17 protein-coding genes are annotated in these 19,671 nt (G+C 66.9%); 7 read left to right on the top strand and 10 right to left on the bottom strand.

Features of this window, described 5'->3' with window-relative positions; translation table 11 throughout:
• Positions 1 to 1,179 (bottom strand): methyl-accepting chemotaxis protein (locus ER13_RS19230; protein ID WP_304412773.1); only part of this gene is annotated, 1,179 nt, incomplete at its 3' end.
• Positions 1,180 to 1,741: 562 nt separating this feature from the next.
• Here ER13_RS19230 and ER13_RS03215 point away from each other — a divergent pair.
• Complete coding sequence (locus tag ER13_RS03215; protein WP_008259907.1) at positions 1,742 to 3,076, top strand: nitrogen regulation protein NR(II); 1,335 nt, start codon at positions 1,742 to 1,744, stop codon at positions 3,074 to 3,076.
• A complete protein-coding gene (locus ER13_RS03210; protein ID WP_035306384.1) occupies positions 3,073 to 4,071 on the top strand; it encodes a TonB-dependent receptor in 999 nt (332 codons plus the stop codon). The genes ER13_RS03215 and ER13_RS03210 overlap by 4 nt, the downstream gene beginning before the upstream one ends.
• On the opposite strand, the gene ER13_RS17610 is transcribed toward ER13_RS03210, so the two are convergent.
• Positions 4,068 to 5,090, bottom strand: a complete 1,023-nt coding sequence (locus ER13_RS17610; RefSeq protein ID WP_008262380.1) for a hypothetical protein — start codon at positions 5,088 to 5,090, stop codon at positions 4,068 to 4,070. The genes ER13_RS03210 and ER13_RS17610 overlap by 4 nt on opposite strands.
• A 63-nt stretch (positions 5,091 to 5,153) precedes the next feature.
• On the bottom strand, positions 5,154 to 7,868 hold the full coding sequence (locus ER13_RS03200; RefSeq protein WP_230307578.1) for a TonB-dependent receptor: 2,715 nt from the start codon (positions 7,866 to 7,868) through the stop codon (positions 5,154 to 5,156).
• 292 nt (positions 7,869 to 8,160) lie between these two features.
• On the opposite strand from ER13_RS03200, the gene ER13_RS03195 reads away from it, so the two are divergent.
• Positions 8,161 to 8,889, top strand: a complete 729-nt coding sequence (locus ER13_RS03195) for a cytochrome b/b6 domain-containing protein (protein WP_081836106.1) — start codon at positions 8,161 to 8,163, stop codon at positions 8,887 to 8,889.
• Between the two features lie 28 nt (positions 8,890 to 8,917).
• Here the strand turns inward: ER13_RS03195 and ER13_RS03190 are convergent, their stop codons facing one another.
• The 6 genes from ER13_RS03190 to ER13_RS03170 form a co-directional block, all read right to left on the bottom strand.
• The gene (locus ER13_RS03190) at positions 8,918 to 9,619 is read right to left on the bottom strand and encodes a VIT family protein (protein ID WP_008258991.1); all 702 of its coding nucleotides are present in this window, start codon (positions 9,617 to 9,619) and stop codon (positions 8,918 to 8,920) included.
• Positions 9,616 to 10,593, bottom strand: coding sequence for a HAMP domain-containing sensor histidine kinase (locus tag ER13_RS03185; RefSeq protein WP_197019708.1), 978 nt, complete (start codon positions 10,591 to 10,593; stop codon positions 9,616 to 9,618). Before ER13_RS03185 ends, ER13_RS03190 begins: the two co-directional genes overlap by 4 nt.
• A gap of 47 nt (positions 10,594 to 10,640) precedes the next feature.
• On the bottom strand, positions 10,641 to 11,318 hold the full coding sequence (locus ER13_RS03180) for a response regulator transcription factor (RefSeq protein WP_035306406.1): 678 nt from the start codon (positions 11,316 to 11,318) through the stop codon (positions 10,641 to 10,643).
• Positions 11,299 to 11,463 (bottom strand): hypothetical protein, encoded by a 165-nt coding sequence (locus ER13_RS18245; RefSeq protein ID WP_154725741.1) that lies wholly within the window; start codon positions 11,461 to 11,463, stop codon positions 11,299 to 11,301. The genes ER13_RS03180 and ER13_RS18245 overlap by 20 nt, the downstream gene beginning before the upstream one ends.
• A 146-nt stretch (positions 11,464 to 11,609) precedes the next feature.
• Positions 11,610 to 12,329 carry an alternative oxidase gene (locus ER13_RS03175; RefSeq protein WP_008263938.1) on the bottom strand — a complete coding sequence of 240 codons (720 nt, stop codon included), beginning with the start codon at positions 12,327 to 12,329 and terminating at the stop codon, positions 11,610 to 11,612.
• Positions 12,330 to 12,340: 11 nt separating this feature from the next.
• On the bottom strand, positions 12,341 to 13,381 hold the full coding sequence (locus ER13_RS03170) for a sensor histidine kinase (protein WP_035306376.1): 1,041 nt from the start codon (positions 13,379 to 13,381) through the stop codon (positions 12,341 to 12,343).
• A gap of 165 nt (positions 13,382 to 13,546) precedes the next feature.
• Here ER13_RS03170 and ER13_RS03165 point away from each other — a divergent pair, with 165 nt between their 5' ends.
• Complete coding sequence (locus ER13_RS03165; protein ID WP_035306373.1) at positions 13,547 to 13,864, top strand: hypothetical protein; 318 nt, start codon at positions 13,547 to 13,549, stop codon at positions 13,862 to 13,864.
• A 49-nt stretch (positions 13,865 to 13,913) separates the two neighbouring features.
• Here ER13_RS03165 and ER13_RS03160 read toward each other — a convergent pair whose 3' ends face one another.
• Positions 13,914 to 15,299 carry a metallophosphoesterase gene (locus tag ER13_RS03160; protein ID WP_035306370.1) on the bottom strand — a complete coding sequence of 462 codons (1,386 nt, stop codon included), beginning with the start codon at positions 15,297 to 15,299 and terminating at the stop codon, positions 13,914 to 13,916.
• A 250-nt stretch (positions 15,300 to 15,549) separates the two neighbouring features.
• Here ER13_RS03160 and ER13_RS03155 point away from each other — a divergent pair, with 250 nt between their 5' ends.
• The 3 genes from ER13_RS03155 to ER13_RS03145 all read left to right on the top strand — a co-directional run bounded on the left by ER13_RS03155 (position 15,550) and on the right by ER13_RS03145 (position 19,651).
• Positions 15,550 to 17,787 (top strand): TonB-dependent receptor, encoded by a 2,238-nt coding sequence (locus ER13_RS03155; RefSeq protein ID WP_035306368.1) that lies wholly within the window; start codon positions 15,550 to 15,552, stop codon positions 17,785 to 17,787.
• A 140-nt stretch (positions 17,788 to 17,927) separates the two neighbouring features.
• Positions 17,928 to 18,359 (top strand): DUF2231 domain-containing protein, encoded by a 432-nt coding sequence (locus tag ER13_RS03150; RefSeq protein ID WP_035306365.1) that lies wholly within the window; start codon positions 17,928 to 17,930, stop codon positions 18,357 to 18,359.
• Positions 18,359 to 19,651: a sorbosone dehydrogenase family protein gene (locus ER13_RS03145; protein ID WP_008262358.1), complete on the top strand. Its 1,293-nt coding sequence runs from the start codon at positions 18,359 to 18,361 to the stop codon at positions 19,649 to 19,651. Before ER13_RS03150 ends, ER13_RS03145 begins: the two co-directional genes overlap by 1 nt.
• Positions 19,652 to 19,671 lie beyond the last annotated feature (20 nt).

Genomic DNA, 19,671 nt, shown 5'->3' with positions numbered 1-19,671 from the left:
CTTGTTCACCGTGGCCGTGATCTCGTCCAGGGCGGCGGCGGTTTCCTCCAGAGAGGCCGCCTGCTGTTCGGTGCGGCGCGACAGGTCGTCGGCGGCCTGCGAAATCTCGCCGGCGCCCGAGCGGATGCCCGCCACATTGCCCAAGATCACGCCCATGGCCTGCTGCAACTGGGCGATGGCGGTGTTGAAGTCGGTCTTCAGCTGTTCGGCGCGCGGGGCGACCTCGGCGGTGAACCGGTGGGTCAGATCACCGTTCGACATGGCGGCCAGGCCGTCGGCCAGGGCCGTCATGGCGACACGATCCTCTTCGGCGATGCGCGCCTTCTCGGCTTCATTGGCCAGACGCTCGGTCTCGCTCATCGAGCGGGTCGAGGCGGCCTCGGCCTCGATGCGTATCTTTTCGACGGCGGCGTCGCGGAAGGCGACGATCGCCTGGCCCATCTTGCCGAACTCGTCCTTGCGGTCGGCGCCGACGATCTGGATCGAGGTGTCGCCCGCCATCAACTTCTGCATATAGCCGATCATGCTCAGGGTCGGCCGCACGATGGCGCGTGTCACGCCGAAACCGACGGCCAGGGACAGCAGCAGAACGGAGACCAGACCGATCATCACCGCCAGCATGGCGTGTTTGGTCGCCCTCTCCTGCGCGTCGCGCGTGACCACCAGCGCCGCGTCGTTTGCGGCCTTCAGTTCATCGACCGCCTCTTCCGCGGGCGCGATATAGGTGTCCGCGACGCCTTCGCGCCCGACCATGTTCTCGGCTTCCTCCAGGCGGCCTTCGCGAACCAGGACCTGTCCGACCTGAACGACGTTCTTGTACCATTCGGCGTTGGCCTTGATCGCTCGGTCTATCGGAGCCGTGCGATCCGCAGACAGTCCAGCGCGCTCTTCTTCCAGGGCGGCGATGAATTTGGCGCGGTGGGCGTCAAGTCGCTCAATGTAGTAGGGATCTTGCGACAGCAGGTAGCCCCGATAGGCGTTCTCCTGCCTGGCGAGGTAGAATTCCGCCTGGCCCGTGGCCTGCGTCATGGCGTTTTCAGTGCTGCGGGCCTCGCCCGCGCTCTGGAGGGCCAAAAGATTCGTCACGACCACGGCGCCCATGACGGCGATGGCGACCAGCACCAGCGCAAACGCGCTGAACAGCTTGCGCCCAACCGGCATGTTTTCAGTAAACTTCACGCGTACTCTCCTCGGTATCGCAAAAATCAGATCGAATCCGCAGAGACGGCGAACCCGTCCGAGTGGAGTCTCCCAAGGTCGCATCCCGATCCGCCTGCAGCCGCCGCGACCGCCGGACATCCGCCGACCTGCGCTTGGCGCGGATCGGTCGAACGCCTGGACGTCGACGGGCTTTGGAGAAGGATTTCGGGGAACATCAACGACCTCGGAGCATCTGCATTCTGCCCGGGAACCATGAGATGATGATTAATATGATTTCTGAACCGCACCCTAGGTAGGAATGCGTAAGCGTGGCGGCCCACTCCGCGCCGACGGGAATTTTCGCCCATCAGGCGAACCTGATCGCAAAAATTAATTATGCGTGCTTTTCCCTAACTTCAGGAATGATATAGAGATTGGGTCAAAAAAGCGGCAGGGACGTGACGACAATGGTTTCGCAGATGCGAAATATCGCATGATGCAAGCACGACCGGCGGCTTCTACTAGACCTGCTCTGCCCCGGCTTATGGTTCGATTTGCCCGGACGTATTGGGGCGGCTTTTTGCTTGCCGCCGGGTGCGTATTGGTTGGATCGGCTTTCCGCCTGACTATCCAGACTGTCGGCCACGTCCACTATCTGCCCATGCTGGCGGCGGTGATGGCGACCGCCCTGGTGGCCCAGCGCCCGGCGACCTTCACGGCGATCGTCCTGTCCGTCATCGCCGACATGCTGATCCTGCCTCGACAGGGGATTGCGAACGCCGTCGTCCACGCCGCCCTGTTCGTCGCCGTGGCCCTTGTGATGGCGGAGGTCTGTCACCGTCTGGCCAGCCGCAGCGCCCTGTTGGACAGCATACTGGCCTCCGTTCCGGTCGTGACCTTGAACGGCGAGGGCCGCATTCTGCGAATCACCCCGGCCGCCGCCGATCTGCTCGGCGTCACGCCTGAAGAGGCCCTCTCCCGCCCCTTCAGCACCTTCGCCACCGATTTTGACACGACCGCGCTCGCCGCCGTGATCGAGGGCGCCCCGCTGTCCCTTCCGGCGACCGGATCCTGGTTGGCGCGGCGGCCGGACGGAGAGATCGTCCCCATGACGATCCACGCCAGCCTTCTTTCCCCGAGCGTGGATCCCGAGCGGATGGTGCTGTCCCTCGGCGACCAGCGGCAAACCACGGCCGCCAATGAGCGCATGCGCGACCTGATGAACCAGCTCAGCAAGAGCTGGCGGCTGAACTCCATGGGCGAAATGGCGGCGACTCTGGCGCACGAACTGAACCAGCCCCTGACGGCCGCCACGGTCTATCTGCATGCAGGCCAGACCGACATCGCCCGGGCGGGGCCGCTGGGCGACAGCGCCGGCCGCGCCCTGGATCTGGCCAAGACCCAGCTCATTCGGGCCGGCGACATCATTCGCCGCATGCGCGAATTCGTCTCGACCGGCGCCCGCGAACTCACGGACCAGCGCGTCTCCTCGATGATCGAAGACCTGCGCCCCCTCTTCGACCTGATCCGCATGGACACAGGGGTGGTGATTCGCGTCGATGTGCGCGACGTTGGCGATCATGTGCTGGCGGATCGCATCCAGTTCCAGCAAGCGATCAACAATCTGGTCCGCAACGCCGTCGACGCCGTCGCGGGGCGCGAACTCGGCCTGGTGCGCATCACCGGCCGCAGTCTTGGAAACCAAGGTTACGAGATCATCGTAGAAGACGATGGTCCTGGAATTCCGGAGGACCAGATGGACCGGATCTTCCAGCCGATGACCACGACCAAGGCGAGCGGAATGGGCCTGGGCCTGTCCGTCACCCGCTCAATCATCGAGAGCCATGACTCCGTCCTGACCGTCGGCCGCAGTCCGCTGGGCGGCGCGGCCTTCTCCTTCTGTCTTTCTCCCGTCTTGGAGCTCGAAGCCGCATGACTCAACACTCCGTCTTCGTGATCGACGACGATCAGGCCTTGCGGGATTCGCTGTTGATGCTCCTGCGGGGCGAGGGCATTCGCGCCCGCGGCTTCCCCAGCGCCACCGCCTTCCTGGACGCCCTGCCCGAAGAAAGGACGGCCTGCGTCATCACCGATCTGCGCATGCCGCAGATGGAAGGCGCCGAGTTGATCCGTCATCTGTCTCGATGGGCGGCCGCCTGGCGGTCGTACAGCCGCCCCGCCTTCATGCAATTGGGCGGCGGCGTCAGGACCGAGACCCTGGACGGGGTGACGACCGTGACGCGGGGAAATCCGGACCTGAAGAGCGCCGACGCCTGGAACCTGGACCTGTCGCATCAGACCTGGCTGCCGGGCGGCGGGGCGCTCAGCCTGTCCGCCTACGCCAAACAGATCGATCACTATCTGTACGAAAGCGGCTCCAGCCTGGACGTCGGCGTGGTTCCTGATGAGGCCGCCGTCCGAGTGGTCATGCCCCGTAACGGCGGGCGCGGCGACACACGCGGCCTGGAAATGGAGTGGTTTCAGCCGCTCGGCGACCCGTTCGACCTGGGCGGTCAGGCCAGCCTGGACCTCAATCTCAGCAGGCAGTGGTCCCGTGTCGATCTGGGGCAGATTCTGGGGCGGTCCCAGCCGATGCTGAACGCCCCCGAATGGTTGGGCAATGCGGAACTGGCCTACGCCCAGGGGCGCGCCGCCGCCTATCTGAGCTTGAACTACACCGGCGCCTATCTGTCGGCCTATGACGTCCTGAAGGCAGAGGGCGACTGGGACAATCTGTGGGTCCGGTCCGTGGCGCGGCTGGATGCGCGCGCCCGGTGGCGGTTCGACGAGCGGACGCGGCTGGACGTGATCGTCACCAACCTCACCGGGGCGTACAGCTATTGGGCCCATGTCGGACGTGACGGCGCCGCCCTGTCGGACGTGGTGGATTCCGGTCGGCGCGTCGTCGTCAGTCTGCGCAGCGTGTTCTAGAAGCCGGCGGCCCGCAGGGCGCGCTCGACCCCGGCGTCGCCCTCGACATCCGACAGGGCCTTGATCCGGTCCGCGCCCAGGGTTTCCAGCATCGGATTGCGCAGGCGCGTCCGGTAAGCGGGACCGTCGGCGGCCGGATAGCCGAAGCGGGGCGCCAGCCGCGCCAGGGCGGCGTCGGCGGCATGGACCGCCGCCTCGGCATGAACCCAGTTGTCGTCGGCGGCGTTGCTGATCAGGCATTCGCGGGTCGGGACGGCAGGGACGGTCCAGGCGGTGCGCGAAATGATCGCCGCCGCTCGCAGCCAGTTCTGCACCGTCCGTTGGTCATCGCCGATCGGTGCGGCATGGGCGCAGGCCTGGGCCAGAATCTCCGCTTCGGGCAGGCCGCGCGCCATCGCCTCGGCCAGGCCCAGCACATGATGGGCGCCCGCCCCGGCGATCGGCCGTTCCGGCGGCAGGCTTCCGTCATCGTTCCACACCAGGACCAGGGCCTTGGCCCAGTCGTGCCACAGGACGGCGGCGATCACCGCGTCGCGATCCACCGGCAGGCCGTCCTCGGCCTCATACAGATCGGCCAGGGCCAGGCCCAGGCGCAGGTTGAAGACTTCGTGATCGACTAGTCCGCCGGGCCAGTCGTGATGAGAGCCGGCGTTTCCGCCCGGCGCCGATTCCAAAGGCTGGGGCAGGGCGGGACAGGCCGCGCCGTCCGCCAGCGGCGGAAAGACCGTCAGGCGCTGAACCTCAGCCTGCACCCCATCGGCGGACGCGGGCATCAATCCGTCCGCCCGAAGCGCAGCCAAGATCACGTCTTCGTCGGCCGCCGTCAGACCCGCCCGGTGGCGGACGCAGGGCCGGGACTGCAGCCCCGCCAAAGTCTCTTCGCGCAGATGCGCATCGCTCAGTCCGCCCGCCGCCGCCCGCAATTCGTCCAGGGCCGCGAGGGTGCGCGGCGTCTGGGCGGCGGCGCTTTCGGCCCCGATCAGGACGATGAGCAGGGCGGCGGCGAGCGGGCGGATCATGAAAATCTCAAGGAAAGAAGGCCCGGCGCGCTGGGGAAAACGCGCCGGGCCCCCGAGCCGACGTCAGAAGTCGTACTTCAGCGTCAGCAGGGTGGTGCGGCCGGAGTTGACCACGTCCGAAAGCGCCAGGCTGTTCCGCCCGACGTGAGCCCAGTAGCTGTAGTCTTCGAACAGGTTGGACACCGACAGGTCCAGCATCACCCCGTTGTCGAAGGCATAGCCGGCGTGCAGGTCGGTCCGGCGGATCGGCCGGGTCCAGTAGTCCAGGCCGGCGACGCGATTGTAGGCCGTGACCGTCTCGCCCGAGTAGTTCCAGTTCAGGTCGAGCGTCAGGTTGCGCCAGGCGTAGTTCAGCTTGACGTTGGCCAGTTCGTCCGGCGCGTTCTGCATCCGGTGCTTCTCGCCGCCGCCGATGTCCACCTCGGTCCACTGACGGGTGTAGTTGACCCCGGCGCCGAGGCCCGAAAGCCAGCCGGGCAACATGTCGAAGGCCTGGTACAGCTGGATCTCGACGCCCTTGACGTAGCCGTCGCCGCCGTTGGTCGGCGAGACGATGGTCACGCGATCAAAGATCTCGCCGTTGTACTCGGTCCCGCCGCCGTTCTCGCCGCCGTTCACGGTCGTCGAGCCGTTGTCGTACATGTAGTCCGACAGCTGCTTGTAGTAGCCGCCCACCATGGCGTAGCCGCCGAAGTCGTTGCTCCACTCGGCGGAGGTGTCGAAGTTCCAGGACTTCAGCGTCTTCAGGTCGGGGTTGCCGCGCGTGACGGTGATCGAGTTGTCGCCGCGCTCGGTCGTCTCCGACCCGCCCAGTTGAACCAGGGCCGGGCGCATATAGGCGCGCGTGATCGAGGCCCGGTACACGGTTTGATCGGTCGGTCGATAGTTGACGAACAGGCTGGGCAGCCATTCGTTATATTCGGTCGAGTTGGATTCGAACCGCTGCGCCGCTTCGTCGTTGTTCCAGTAGGTGTTCTCGATCTGGGTATGCTCGTAGCGCAGGCCCGGAAGAACTTCGACCGCGCCCAGATTCCATTTGCCGGTCACATAGGCGGCGGCGACGTTCTCGTCGCCCTTCAGCGTGTTGCAGTTCAGGTAGCAAAGGTCGGCCGCTGCGGCCTCGGCGTCGAAATACTGGTTGAACAGTTCGACCAGACGGTCGTGGTTCACCTTCGGCGCGCGGATATTGTAGAGGCCCGGATAGGCCGAGTCGAAATAGCCCTCGACCAGGCCCAGTTCATCCCAGGTCACGCCGGCGCGGCCCAGCAGGTTGGCGAAATGATCGTTGGTCCAGTCGTGGCTGCTGACGCGGCGGTGGCTCTCGACGTACTTCACCCCGGTCTTGACGTAGGACAGGGCGCCGCCGAAATCGTACTGGGCGTCGAAACGGGCGCCGACCTTCTGCTGGTTCGAGAACTGCTCGGTGCGCTGTCCGGCGCGGCGAGCCAGAAGGGCGGACCCGGCGTTGTTGACCAGGTTCTGCTGCGCCGCGGTCAGCAGCGGCATCGGATAGCCGTCGGCGTCATAGCCGGCGAACAGGCCGCTGTAGGGCAGCAGCGAGCCGGTGTTGTACTTGTCCGACTGGTTGTTGCGCATCGAGGCTTCGATATGGTCCGGGCGGTCGTTGCCGCCGTAGGAGTAGAAGAGCGACGGCGACAGGGTCCAGGCGCCGTAGCGCTTCACGGCCCCGAAGGTCAGGGTGCTCAGGTCCGCGTCTTCGGGATTGGTCGTGTACCAGACCCGCACCGAAGAGTTGGTCAGGTTCAGATCATACAGACCCGTCGCGGTGTTGAAGACGCGGGCGCGGTTCTGGATGAACTGGTTCAACGTCGAGTTCTGCTGGGTTTCCGCAAAGGCGTAGGAGCCGCGCAGATAGACGTCCAGGCTGTCGTCCGCGCGCCAGTCCAGCGAGAAATTGCCGCCGAAACGCTCGGTGTAACCGGTCGAGACGCCGACGTTCATGCCGGTCAGCGCCAGGTTAGCCTCCTGGCCCATGCCGTCCGGATTGACGCCTGCGGCCGAGTCCGTCGTCGAATGCAGATAGGCCCAGCCGCCGTCGTTCTGGGCCGCCATCAGGCCCGCGATCATGGAGTTGGCGAAGTTGCGCTTGTCGTAGAAGGCGCTGACATACAGGCTGAACTGGTCGTTCTGGCCGAAGCGGCGGGCGATCTCGCCGCTGACGCCGCCGCCCAGACCGTCTTCGTCATAGTCGCGGGCGCGGCTTTCGACCCGGCCGGAAACGGACAAGGACGCGTAGTCGTCGGCCATGCTGAAGGCCGAGGGCGTGACGAAGTTGATCGTGCCGCCGATGGCGTCGCCGTCCATGTCAGCGGTGGAATTCTTGTTGACCACGATGGTCTTCAGGCCCGACGGCGGCAGCAGCGACAGCTGCACCTGACGCGAATAGGGCATGCCCTGGGCGGCGTTGACGCCGTTGATCAGGGCCAGGGTGAATTCGGAGTTCATGCCCCGGACGCCGACGAACATGCCTTCGCCGCGCGAGGCGCCGTCGACGCCGCCGAAGAAGGAGTTTCCGGTGTTCTGGACGCTGACGCCCGGCAGCAGGGCCAGGGCCTCGGCGACGTTGTGAACCGCCGTATGTTCCAGGTCTTCGGCCGACATCACGCTGACGGCGTTGTCGCTGCGCATCTGGGTGCGCATGGCGTCGTTGCGCGTGCCGACGACGACGATTTCGCCGACCTCGGCGGTTTCGCTCGTGGCGGCTGTCCGGTCCTGAGCGGCGGCCTGCGCCGCTGCGACCATGGAGAATAGCGCCATCGATGACGCGAGAAGTCTTGTTTTGAATGAAAGATTTTTCATCGACCGCAGTCCCTGAACCGGAGCTGAGATATGCCCCCAAGCTGAGAGACGCGGTCGGCCGCACGACGCGCCGAAACTTTATGAATGCTTCACAATGAACACGCCCAGGCTGATCTTGGCGGCGGCGGTTCGTTGCAACCCGGTCGTGGGGGCGCGCCACTGCGTGCAGTGACGACGGCGAAAACGGGGGCCGGGTGTCAGGGCGTCGTCAGTTTCGACCTGCAGATTTCCGTCCGAACGGAGATCCGCCATGTCAGCCCACCCCACGCCTTCGATAAGAACCGTAAAAGTCTGGGATCCGGGCGTGCGCCTGTTCCATTGGACGCTGGTCGCCTCGGTCGCCTTGGCCTTCCTGTCCTCGGAAGAGGACAGCGCGCTGTCCGCCTGGCATGTTCCGGCAGGATGGGTGGCAGCTGTCCTGATCGCTTTCAGACTGGTCTGGGGAGCTGTCGGCGGCGAACATGCGCGGTTCTCGAACCTGATCCGGCCGTCCAGGATGGCGGGGCACGTCAAGGGTCTGTTTGCAGGCCGGGTCCATGCGTCCATGGGCCATAATCCGCTGGGCGGGATCGCGGTCCTGGGGTTGCTGGCCCTGACGGCCGCGACCGTCTTCACCGGGGCGACGGGCGGCGAGGATACGCATGAGGTCATCGGCTACGTCTTGCTGGCGATGATCGCCCTGCACGTCGTGGCGGTGGTCGTAATGTCGATCCTGTCGCGTGACAATCTGATCCGCGCGATGGTCACCGGCCGAAAGACGACTGTCCATTTCCCCGACGCCCAGGACGCCGCGCCGCCCGCCCGCGTGGCTGTGCCCCTGGCGGTTCTGGTCGTCGCGGGGTCCGCCTATGCCGCCACCCGGATGGACCCGGGCGCCTTTACGCCGGGCGCGCGCGTTGAAGCGGGTGAAACGGGAGAGGCCGATCAGAAGCGTGAAAGGGGCGAGGGCGACGGGGCGGGGGAAGCGGACGAGGACTGAGGACGTCCCGCCCGCGCCCTCCTGTTTTTCAGACCACAGTTCCGAACAGGTGGCCGATCCCTGCGGTCACCGCCATGGCCAGGGCGCCCCAGAAGGTGACGCGCATGACCGCCTTGCCGACGCCCGCGCCCCCGGCCTGGGCGCCGAGCCCCCCCAGCAGCGCCAGGCCGATCAGGGCGGAGCCGGACACCAGGGCGACCAGCAGAGAACGGGGCGAGACCAGCACGACCGCGAGCGGCAGAATGGCGCCGAGCGAGAAGGTGGCCGCCGAGGTCAGGGCCGCCTGGATCGGACGGGCGGTGGTTTGTTCCGAAATGCCCAGCTCGTCCCTGGCGTGGGCGCCCAGGGCGTCGTGAGCCATCAGCTGCCGGGCGACCTCCAGCGACACCGCCTCATCGACGCCCCGGCTGCGATAGATGCCGGCCAGTTCGCGGGTTTCGGCCTCCGGGTCCGCCGCCAGTTCGGCTGTTTCACGCGCCAGATCGGCGTTCTCGGTGTCGGACTGGGAGCTGACGGAGACATATTCGCCGGCCGCCATGGACATGGCGCCGGCGACCAGGCCGGCGACGCCGGCGACCAGGATTCCGGTCTTGCCGGTCTGTGCGGCGGCCACGCCGACGATCAGGCTGGCGGTCGAGACCAGGCCGTCATTGGCGCCCAGCACGGCGGCGCGCAGCCAGCCGATGCGCGCGACCAGATGGCGTTCGGCGTGGCGTTCAAGTCTGCTCATGGTCGGTTCCTGTCTGCAGAAGGAAAGGCGAGGATCAGCTCAGCCTGGTTCGGCCGCGTCGCGATACGGCCACCATGGGCCGCCATTATGCGTGCGACAATGGCCAGTCCCAGTCCCGCGCCGCTGGGGCTGGCGTGATCGCCCCGGCGATATCTCTGGCTCAGCGCGGCGAGCCGTTCCGGCGCGAGCCCGGACCCGCCGTCGATCACCGCAAGCCGTGCGCCGGGACCCGCCGTCACCGTGACCACGCCCCCGGGCGGGGTGACCCGCAACCCGTTCTCGACCAGATTCCGCAGCGCGGCGGCGACTGCCTCGCGACGGCCCTCGACGACTGCGGCGTCATTGATCTCCAAGGCCAGGGCCTTGTCTTCGTCGATGGCGAGCGCGGCGTATTGCGAGACGACTTCCGTCGCGATCTCGCTCAGATCGACCGCCGCCGCCGCCGCCGGCGCGGCCGCCTGGGCATCCAGTTGCGCCAGGATCAGCAGCTGATCGACCAGGCGAGACAGGGCCGAAACATCCCGCTTCAGTCTCTGCCCGTCCGGGGAATCCAGTCTGTCGAGTTCCAGGGCCAGAACCGCCAGCGGCGTCCTCAGTTCATGGGCGACGTCGGCGGCGAAGGCCTCCTGGCGCGTCGCCGCCTCGTCGAGCCGCGCCAGCAGGCCGTTGACCGCGTCCGCGAACCCGGTGGCTTCGGCCGGAAAGTCGTGAGCCTCGACCCGAAACCCCTTGTCCGCCGCCTGGGCGGCCTCGATGCGTTCTCCCGCCAAGGCGAGGGGACGCAGAGACGAACGGATCACCCACAGGGTCGCCAGGCCCATGGGGACGATCAGCACCAGCAGGGGCGTCACGACGTGATCAGCCACCTCGTTTGCAATGCCGACGAACCGGATTTCGTCGCGCCGGGCGCGGGAAGACAGGCCGTATTCCAACCCGACGAACAGCAACAGGACGCAGCCCCCGATCAGGCTCATCAGGGCGAAGCCGAGCGTCAATCGCTGAAAAATGGACGGCGGCCGGCTCAAGCGACGGCGTCCCGCATCAGATAGCCCAGGCCCCGGACCGTATGCAGCACCCCGGTGCAGCCGGCGTCGTCCAGCTTGCGCCGCAACCGCGAGACGGCCATCTCGACGGCGTTGGGCGTGACCGGTTCGTTGAAAGCATACAGCGACTCTTCCAGGGAGCCCCGTGTGACGACCGAACCCGCCCGACGCATCAGGGTCTCCAGCAGATCGCCCTCGCGGCGCGACAGGTCGATGGGGACGTCGCCATGCGCCGCCTGGCGAGCGGCGACATCGAACCGCAGCCCGCCCACTTGAAGAACCGGCGCCATGCGACGGCCCGGCCGACGCAGGATCGCCCGGCACCGCGCCGACAGCTCCGCTGCGTCGAAAGGCTTGACCAGATAGTCGTCCGCCCCGGCGTCCAGGCCGGTGACCCGATCCTCCAGCCCGCCGCGCGCGGTCAGGACCAGGATCGGCGTCAGGTCGGCGGCCCGCCGAAGCGCCCGCACCCAGTCCAGGCCGTCGCCGTCCGGCAGGCCCAGGTCGAGCAGGATGAGATCATAGGCGGCGCTGGCGACCGCGTCCGTCGCGCCTGCGATGTCCCGGCGCCAGTCCACCACGAAGCCGTCGCGGGACAGACCTTCCCTCAGCAGGTCGCCCAGCCGCGCTGTGTCTTCAACGAGAAGGAGACGCATGATCGACATCCGTTCCACCGGCGATCCGCATCCTGCCGACAGTCATCGACATGACCGGATTTTTCCGCCGACGCCAGCGCTCAACGCAGGTGGCCGGCGCCTGCAAGGTCGCCGGGAGCCATGAAGGGAGCAGGATCTTCTTCATGGGCGCTCCGGGAAGGGGGTGGCACGGGCCGGGCGCAGGCGCGCGGCGGCGTCAGACTGGCCATCGAACCTGACATCAACCTGACGCCCTTTACAGCCGGGCGACCGAGGGGGCGGGTCGTCGCGCCCCCTCCATCACCCCTTTCTTCAGGCGCGGATCTCGGTCGCGTGGGCGGGGTAGGGGGCGGCGAGGCCATGATCGATGACTTCGCCGTTCAGCGAGCTGGCGAAGCCGTGGTTGACGTCGCGATGGTGGGCCTCATCGGCTCGGACGACAAGCACGACGTCGCGCAGCGTCGCGTCAGGCGCCATCTTCCAATAGTGTTTGGCGATCTCAGGGGCCGGGACATTGGGCGAGCGGCCCTCGTCGATCTCCTTGAGATAGAGGGTGTAGCTGATCACGGCCTCTTCCTCGAAATAGCCGACGACCCGGTGGGCGGTGCGGGCCGACACGAGATAGAGCAGGAAGAAGCCCACATAGAAGACGGCCTGGGCGATCTGGATCACCAGTCGCTCGAAATAGGTCGGCTTGGCCACCTCGATGAAGGTCATCAGGTGCATGCGCTCGTTTTCGGCCTCTTCCATCAGGGTGCGGATCCAGCCGTCGTCGTCCTTCATCCGGCGCAGGCAGGTCAGGTGCTGGATCGTCGCCCCGACCATGCCGGGCACGGCCGCGACCGTCTCCAGCACGATGGCGCGGTGGCCGTAGCGTTTGGCGAAGAAGGTGTCGGCGGAGAAGCGCAGCAGCTTGGTGAAGCCCAGGGCGAACCTGTCGGAGAAACCGTGCGGTTCATGATGGACGTCCGGCGCCGCCAGCCGTTCTTCCGCCAGGCCCTGTCGGTCTGGGGATAGGATCTTGTTGACCATGAGATGTCCTTTCAGGACGTGTGAAGGGGGGGAGGCGCGCAGACGATCGATACCCGCACGCCGGGTTCGGCGTCCGTGATGACGATGACCGCGCCGAGTTGTTGAGCCAGGGCCCGGATGATGCCGGCGCCCAGGCCGGGCTTGGCGATCGAAGGGTCCGGCGGCAGGCCGACGCCGTCGTCGCGGACCGTCAGGGTCCAGCCCTCGCCCTGCGCGCGATAATCCAGGGTGATCCGCCCTGGCCGCTGCCTGGGGAAGGCGTGTTTGATCGCATTGATCAGGAGTTCGGTGACGATCAGCCCCAGGCTGACGGCCTTGCCGGATGAAACGAGGGTGTCGTCGATCGTGGCCGACAGCGTCAGCCGGTCATGGTCGCGGATCATCGAGTCGCCGATGCTGCGGCACAGATCGGTCAGATAATCCCGCAGATCGACGTCGCCCAGTTCGGCGCCCGAGAGCTGACGCTGGACGGCGGCGACAGACATGATCCGCTGATGGGCGTCGCGCAGATAGTCCCGGCTCTCGTCGGAACTGAGCTTGCGCACCCCCTGAAGCAGTATGCTGGCGATGATCTGCAGGCTGTTGGCGATCCGGTGGCGCATTTCCTCGATCAGGACCGCCTTGTCCCGGATCAGGTCGTCCTTCTGCTGCGCACGGTCGCGCTGTTCCGTGACGTCCTGGATGGACAGAAGCAATCGAACGCCCTGTCCGTCTCCGTAAACCAGGCGCTGGGCGTTCAGGACCAGACGTCGGGATCCTGAAGGCGACGCCAGATCCATCTCGTAGGCCGGGATCGCGGCCTGCCCATAGGCTGTGGCCTTGAGCAGGGCCCAGAGCGAGGGCGTGTTCCACTCGCCGCCGCCCAGATCGGCCATCTTCACGCCGGCGACCCGGTCGGTTCCGATGTCGAAGGTTTCGAGGAAGCTCTGGCTGGCGGCCACGACGGACAGGTCGCCGTCCAGCAACAACACCGGCGCGACCGACGCGGAGATGAGCGAAAGCGCCAGGTTCAGCGCGATGTCCGAAGATGTGGCGAGCGGGGTCGTCGACATGAAGGCCCTCTCCAAAGGGGGCCTGGCGCCGGTCCGACCCAGCGGGTCCGATCTCTTGGCTGCATTTGCATACTAGGCCGGCTCGACGCCGTCCACCTTGATCCAGATCACCGACGTCGTCCGCAGAACAGGCTTTAGTGGCGCATACACCCAAGGAGCCTCCCCATGCCGAAGTCCGCCTTCAAGACCCTGAGCGAGGACCTTCAGGCCCTCGCCGACGAAGCCAGCGATCACCTCAAGGACGCAGCCTTGAAGACCGGCGCGGACGCGACCGAGGCCGTGACCCGATCGACGCACGCCATCGCCCGGGCGGCCGCCCGTCTGCGCGAGGAAGCCGAAGCGGCGGCCGAAATGGGCCGTGACAAGATTGTCGATACTGTCGAGGCGCATCCGGCCGCCGCCAGCGTCATCGTCAGCATGGTCACCAGCGCGGTCGTCGCCCTGGCGGCGACCTTCGCCCTGATCCGGCTTTCGCAGTCCTGAGCCCCGGCGCCATCGGCCGCTCTAGGATTGGTCTGTCGCTGGTCAGACTCTAGCCTGGAGTCGACGGGGTTTCGATGAGGGCGGACAGGGCGACCGGCTTGACCTTCAGGTCCGCCACCTGCGTGAACGCCAGCGACGTCGTCCCGAAATATTCCGCCTGATTGGTCGCGCACCAGTCGGTCGTGACGATACGCGCCGTGGCTCCCTGTGAACCGGCGGCGACCGCCCCGTACAGGAAGTCGCCGGTGCGCTGCTCCAGCGGGATGGGGCGGTCCTGGTTGGCGCGGGCCATGAAGCCGGCCAACTGGGCGCGCGACACCTCGGCCGTCATCAGCCGGCCGTCGAACCGGACGATGGAATCGAACATGTATCGGGTGATCGGCCCCGCCGGCGCGCCCGTGCCCAGGGTGGTGTGGCCGATGAAACCGGCGTCGGCGTCGGCCGCCTGGGCGAAACCGGCGGCGATGCGGCGGCCGGTGTCGCCCAGCGACAGGGCCTCGACCCCTTGTCCCAGAACGGCCCGGTCCTCGTCCGTCAGGGTCTCCGCCAGGGTCGCGTCGATCAGCGCCTGCAGCCGGGACGACGATGGGGCGTCGGCGGCGATGGGATGGGACACGACGCTGACCGATCCGTCGGCATGGAACTCCGCCGCCGTATAGGCGTTGGTCCAGGAGCCGGTGTGGGCGTAGGCGCTGCGTCCCTGGCGATGCTGGAACAGCAGATGGTCATGGCCGCCGATCATCAGGGATCCGTCCGGCAGCAGGGGCAGGATGTTGCGGTCGGCGACGACCCCGGCGTGGCTCAACACCAGCACCGGATCGGCGCCGCGCGTCAGATCGGCCAGACGGGCGTTCGCCCATTCGGCCGGCGCTGGAATGGACAACTGGTCGCGCGACGCCTTGGGATAGGTGTTCAGCGCATTGGTCGCCAGGCCGACGATCCGCAGCGTGCGGCTCCCGAACGGCGCCGTCGCCGTCGGGGGGGCATAGCCGGCGCCGGTCCGCGCATCGACGATGTTGCTGACCACGATCACGCCCAGGCCGCGCAACCGGCCGACGACCTCGGCCAGGTCCGGCGTCAGGTCGTTGTCATGATTGCCCAGATTGACCACGGTCGGCGCGATCCGGACCGCCTCGGCCAGAAAGGCCCAGTCGACGGCGCCGCCCGACCGCACGGACACGACGTTGCCGTGTTCGAAGATGTCGCCGTCGATGGCGATCACATGCGGAACCGGCTGGGACCGGACCTCGGCCTCGAACGCGGCCAGAAGTCGGGCGGTCCGTTCATAGGCGGAGTGCATGTCCGCTATGGCCAGCACCCGACCGACGACGGGGCTTCGTGTCGCGGCCGACAGACGGGGCGCTAGGCTGGACGTCAGGGCCGCCGCTCCAGCGAGGTGAAGCAGCCGGCGGCGGGAGGGCGTGACGAAGGACATGGGGGGATACTAACGGTGTCGATACGGTTGCGGAACCGAGTCACGCACGCCTTCATTTTCGCACCCACAGCCAAGCTGCACAATGGCGCGTTCGGTCGGATGCGTCGTTCGGGACACGATTGTCACGCTCCTGTGTCCGCGTCGTCAAAGGTTCAAGATTCAGGCGCAGGTCTCGACTGGCGCCGCGCCTTCGGAGGCCTTAGGGGCTCGCGCGACAGCTTCCTCCCCATGTCGCCAAGGATACACGCGCATGCTTCGCCAAGCCCTCCTCGCCGCCACCGTCAGCGGTCTCGCCCTGCTGACCGCAGGCGCCGCCTTCGCCCAAACCGCTGACGCCGCCGCTGAAGCGACCGGCGTCGACGACATCATCGTCACCGCCCAGCGCCGCAGCGAGAACATCCGCGACGTGCCCTTCGCCGTCACGGCCCTGACGCCCCAGACGCTGCAGGACATTTCGGCCGGCGGCGCCGACATCCTGTCGCTGTCGGGCCGCGTGCCCAGCCTTCAGGTCGAAAGCTCGAACGGCCGTTACGCTCCGCGCTTCTATATCCGCGGCCTGGGCAACGTGGACTTCGACTTCACCGCCTCGCAGCCGGTCTCGGTGGTGCTGGACGACGTGGTGCTGGAAAGCGTCTATCTGAAGGGCTTCCCCCTGTTCGACGTGCAGCAGCTGGAAGTGCTGCGCGGCCCCCAGGGCACCCTGTTCGGTCGCAACACCCCGGCCGGCGTGATCAAGATCGACACCGTCAAGCCGTCGGACGAATTCACCGGCTTCGGTTCGCTGACCTACGGCAACCTGGGTTCGACCCGCACCGAGGCGGCCGTCACCCTGCCGGCCTCCGAGACCCTGCAGGTGCGCGGCGCCTTCCTGTGGAACCACCGCGACGACTGGGTCAACAACGCCTACAACCCGTCCTTCGCCGATGCGAACGGTGACGACCTGGGCGGGTTCGACGACGTCGCCGCCCGCGTCCACGTCGCCTGGCAGCCCACCGACCGCCTGTCGACCCTGCTGACCCTGCAGGCCCGCGACTATGACGGCACGGGCACGATGAACCGCGCCAACGCCCTGACCAAGGGCTCGAACGAACTGAACGGCAACTTCGACCGCGACACCGTCTATTACGACGGCGGCCGCAACAACTTCCAGAAGCAGAAGACCACTTCCGAGTCGCTGCAGGTCGCCTATGACTTCGGTCCCGCCACCCTGACCGGCATCGTCGGTGCCTATCAGGGTTCGTCCCAGGGCGACGGCGACATCGACGGCGGCGTGGCCAGCGCCGCGGCGACGGCCTCCTACAAGACGCCGTTCAATTCCGAGACCGGCACCCTGTCCAGCGACCTGCGCCAGAACACCTATGAACTGCGCCTCTCCTCGAACGGCGACGGCCGCCTCGGCTGGCAGGTCGGCGCCTTCTACTGGGATGAGCGCATCAACCTGGTCTCGGGCACCTTCAACGGCGTCGGCGGTCTTCAACCGACCAAGGTCACCGACATCACCCAGAAGTCCGACTCCTGGTCGGTGTTCGGTCAGGCGCACTATCAGCTGACCGAGGCCCTGAAGGTGACGGGCGGCCTGCGCTACACCGACGACAGCCGCGATTATCAGGGCCGGATCGTCACCGGCGCGGGCGCGGGCGGCACCGGCGCCGTTTCGGTCGGCGACGAGCAGGTCAGCTGGGACGTCAGCGCCCTGTACGACGTCAATGACAGCCTCAACCTGTTCGCTCGCGTGGCCAAGGGTTATCGCGGCCCGTCGATCCAGGGCCGCAACCTGCCGGTCCTGACCACGGCCGAGTCCGAGACGGTCATGTCCTATGAGACGGGCCTGAAGGCCCGCCTGTGGGAAGGTCGCGCCCGCTTCAACGCCACGGCCTACTATTACGAAGTCAGCGACATGCAGTTCACCGCCATCGGCGGCGCGGACAACTCCAACCGCCTGATCAACGCCGACAAGGGTGAAGGCTACGGTCTGGAGCTGGACGGCGACATCGATCTGGGCGCGGGCTTCAGCCTGTCGGCCGGCGCCGCCTGGAACCACACCGAGATCAAGGACAGCAACCTGCTGGTCGCCATCTGCGGCTCGAACTGCACCGTCACCGACCCCATCGTCACCGTGGGCACGACCCGTCGCGCCAATGTCGACGGCAACCCCTTCCCGCAGGCGCCGGAATACACCGCCAACCTGACGCTGAACTATGTCCTGCCTCTGGGCGACGACACCGAGTTCTTCGCCTCGACCGACTGGGCCATGCAGAAGGACTTCAACCTGTTCCTGTATGAATCGGTCGAGTTCAAGGTGGACACCAACTTCGAAGGCGGCCTGCGCGCCGGCTGGCGTGATCTGAACAAGGGGCTGGAAGCGGCCGCCTATGTTCGCAACATCACCGACGAAGAGAATGTCATCGGCGCCATCGACTTCAACAACCTGACCGCCTTCGTCAACGAACCCCGCACCTACGGCGTTCAACTGACCAAGCGCTTCTAAGACGATGACAGGCAGCCGGCGTTCTCGCCGGCGGCCTGTTCTTCTGCTCCCCGGTCGCACCTGATCGGATGAACCAAAGACCGGGCCGCGTGTTGGGTTCGACGTCGCCGTATCGTGGCGACGCCGCAGGAAACCCTCACATGCCCGCTGTCGCCGCCTTCCGTGAGAGGTTGAATCCGTTCCGCGGAATTCTGATGGCCTTTCCCATCGCCCTGTTCAGTTCCGCCCTGATCAGCGACATCGCCTATCTGAAGACGGCCCAGATGCAGTGGTCGAACTTCTCGGCCTGGCTGATCGTCGGGGCCCTGGTGTTCGGCGGCCTGGCCGGCCTGTGGGCTCTCATCGACCTGGCCCTGGCCTGGCGCACCCCGGCGCGACGGGCCGCCGTGATCCATCTGGCCGCCCTGGCCCTGGCCTGGGTCTTGGGCCTGATCAACGCCTTCAAGCACAGCCAGGACGCCTGGAGCTCCGTCGGCGCCTTCGGCCTGACCCTGTCGATCCTGTCGACCGTCCTGATCCTGATCGCCGGCTGGCTGGCCTATTCCAACTCGACCGTGCGGGAGATCGCGTGATGATCAACAAGCTCCTTTGCACGACCGCCGTCGTCCTGGCCCTGGCCGGGTGCAGCCGCAGCGACCCCAACCTGAACCAGACCGGCGCCAATCCCGACCTTCCCGGCCTGAACCAGACCCTGGTGCCGCCGATGAAGATCGCCACGCCGATCGGCTGGGACGGCGAAACGCCCACCGTGCCGGACGGCTTCGTCGTCACCCCGATGGCCACCGATCTGCAGATCCCGCGTCAGATCCTGGTCCTGCCCAACGGCGACATCCTGATCGCCGAGGGCTCGGGCGGCCACGCCCCCAAGCTCCGGCCCAAGGACATCATCGCCGGCGTCATCAAGGCCAAGGGCAAGACGTCTGTTAAAGGCGGCAACCGCATCACCCTGTTGCGCGACGCCAACGGCGACGGTCAGCCCGAGGTGCGCACCACCTTCATCGATAATCTGGACGCGCCCTACGGCATGGCCTTTGTGGACGGCGCCCTCTATGTCGCCGAACAGGGCGCCCTGGTGCGGTTCGACTATCAGCCGGGCCAGACGCGGATCACCGCGTCACGCCAGGAAGTGACCAAGCTGCCGTCGGCGATCAACCACCACTGGACCAAGTCGCTGACCGCCAGCGCGGACGGCCAGACCCTGTATGTCGGCATCGGCTCGAACAGCAATATCGGCGAGCGCGGCCTGGCCGTGGAACAGGACCGCGCCGTCGTCTGGGCCATCGACCGCCAGACCGGCGCGCACCGCACCTTCGCCACCGGCATTCGCAATCCGACCGCCCTGGCCATCGAACCGACCACCAGCGCCCTGTGGGCCGTCGTCAACGAACGCGACGAACTGGGTCCGCAACTGGTGCCCGACTATCTGACCTCGGTCCGCGAAGGGGCCTTCTACGGATGGCCCTACAGCTACTGGGGCCAGAACATCGATCCGCGCGTCCGTCCGCAAAACCCGGATCTGGTCCAGAGCGCCATCGCCCCGGACTATGCGCTGGGCTCGCACGTCGCCGCCCTGGGGCTCAGCTTCGCGACGGCCGGCGGCTTCGGCGGCGGCTTCAGCCAGGGCGCCTTCATCGGCGAACACGGCAGTTGGAACCGTCAGGACCTGTCGGGCTACAAGGTCGCTTGGGTGCCCTTCTCAGGCGGTCGTCCCGCCGGTCCGCCGGTCGATTTCGTCACCGGCTTCATCAAGGACGGCGAGGCGCGCGGGCGTCCGGTCGGCGTGACTTTCGACGCCCAGCGGCGCATCCTGCTGGTCGCGGACGACCTGTCCAATACAGTCTGGCGGATCGCGCCGCGCCGCTGATCGGGTGTCGAACGAGGGCG

It is taken from the genome of Brevundimonas sp. EAKA, from assembly GCF_000698025.1.
Lineage (GTDB): Bacteria > Pseudomonadota > Alphaproteobacteria > Caulobacterales > Caulobacteraceae > Brevundimonas > Brevundimonas mediterranea_A.
Note: the sequence above shows the minus strand (reverse complement) of the source record. Positions and strands in the feature narration are given on the sequence as shown.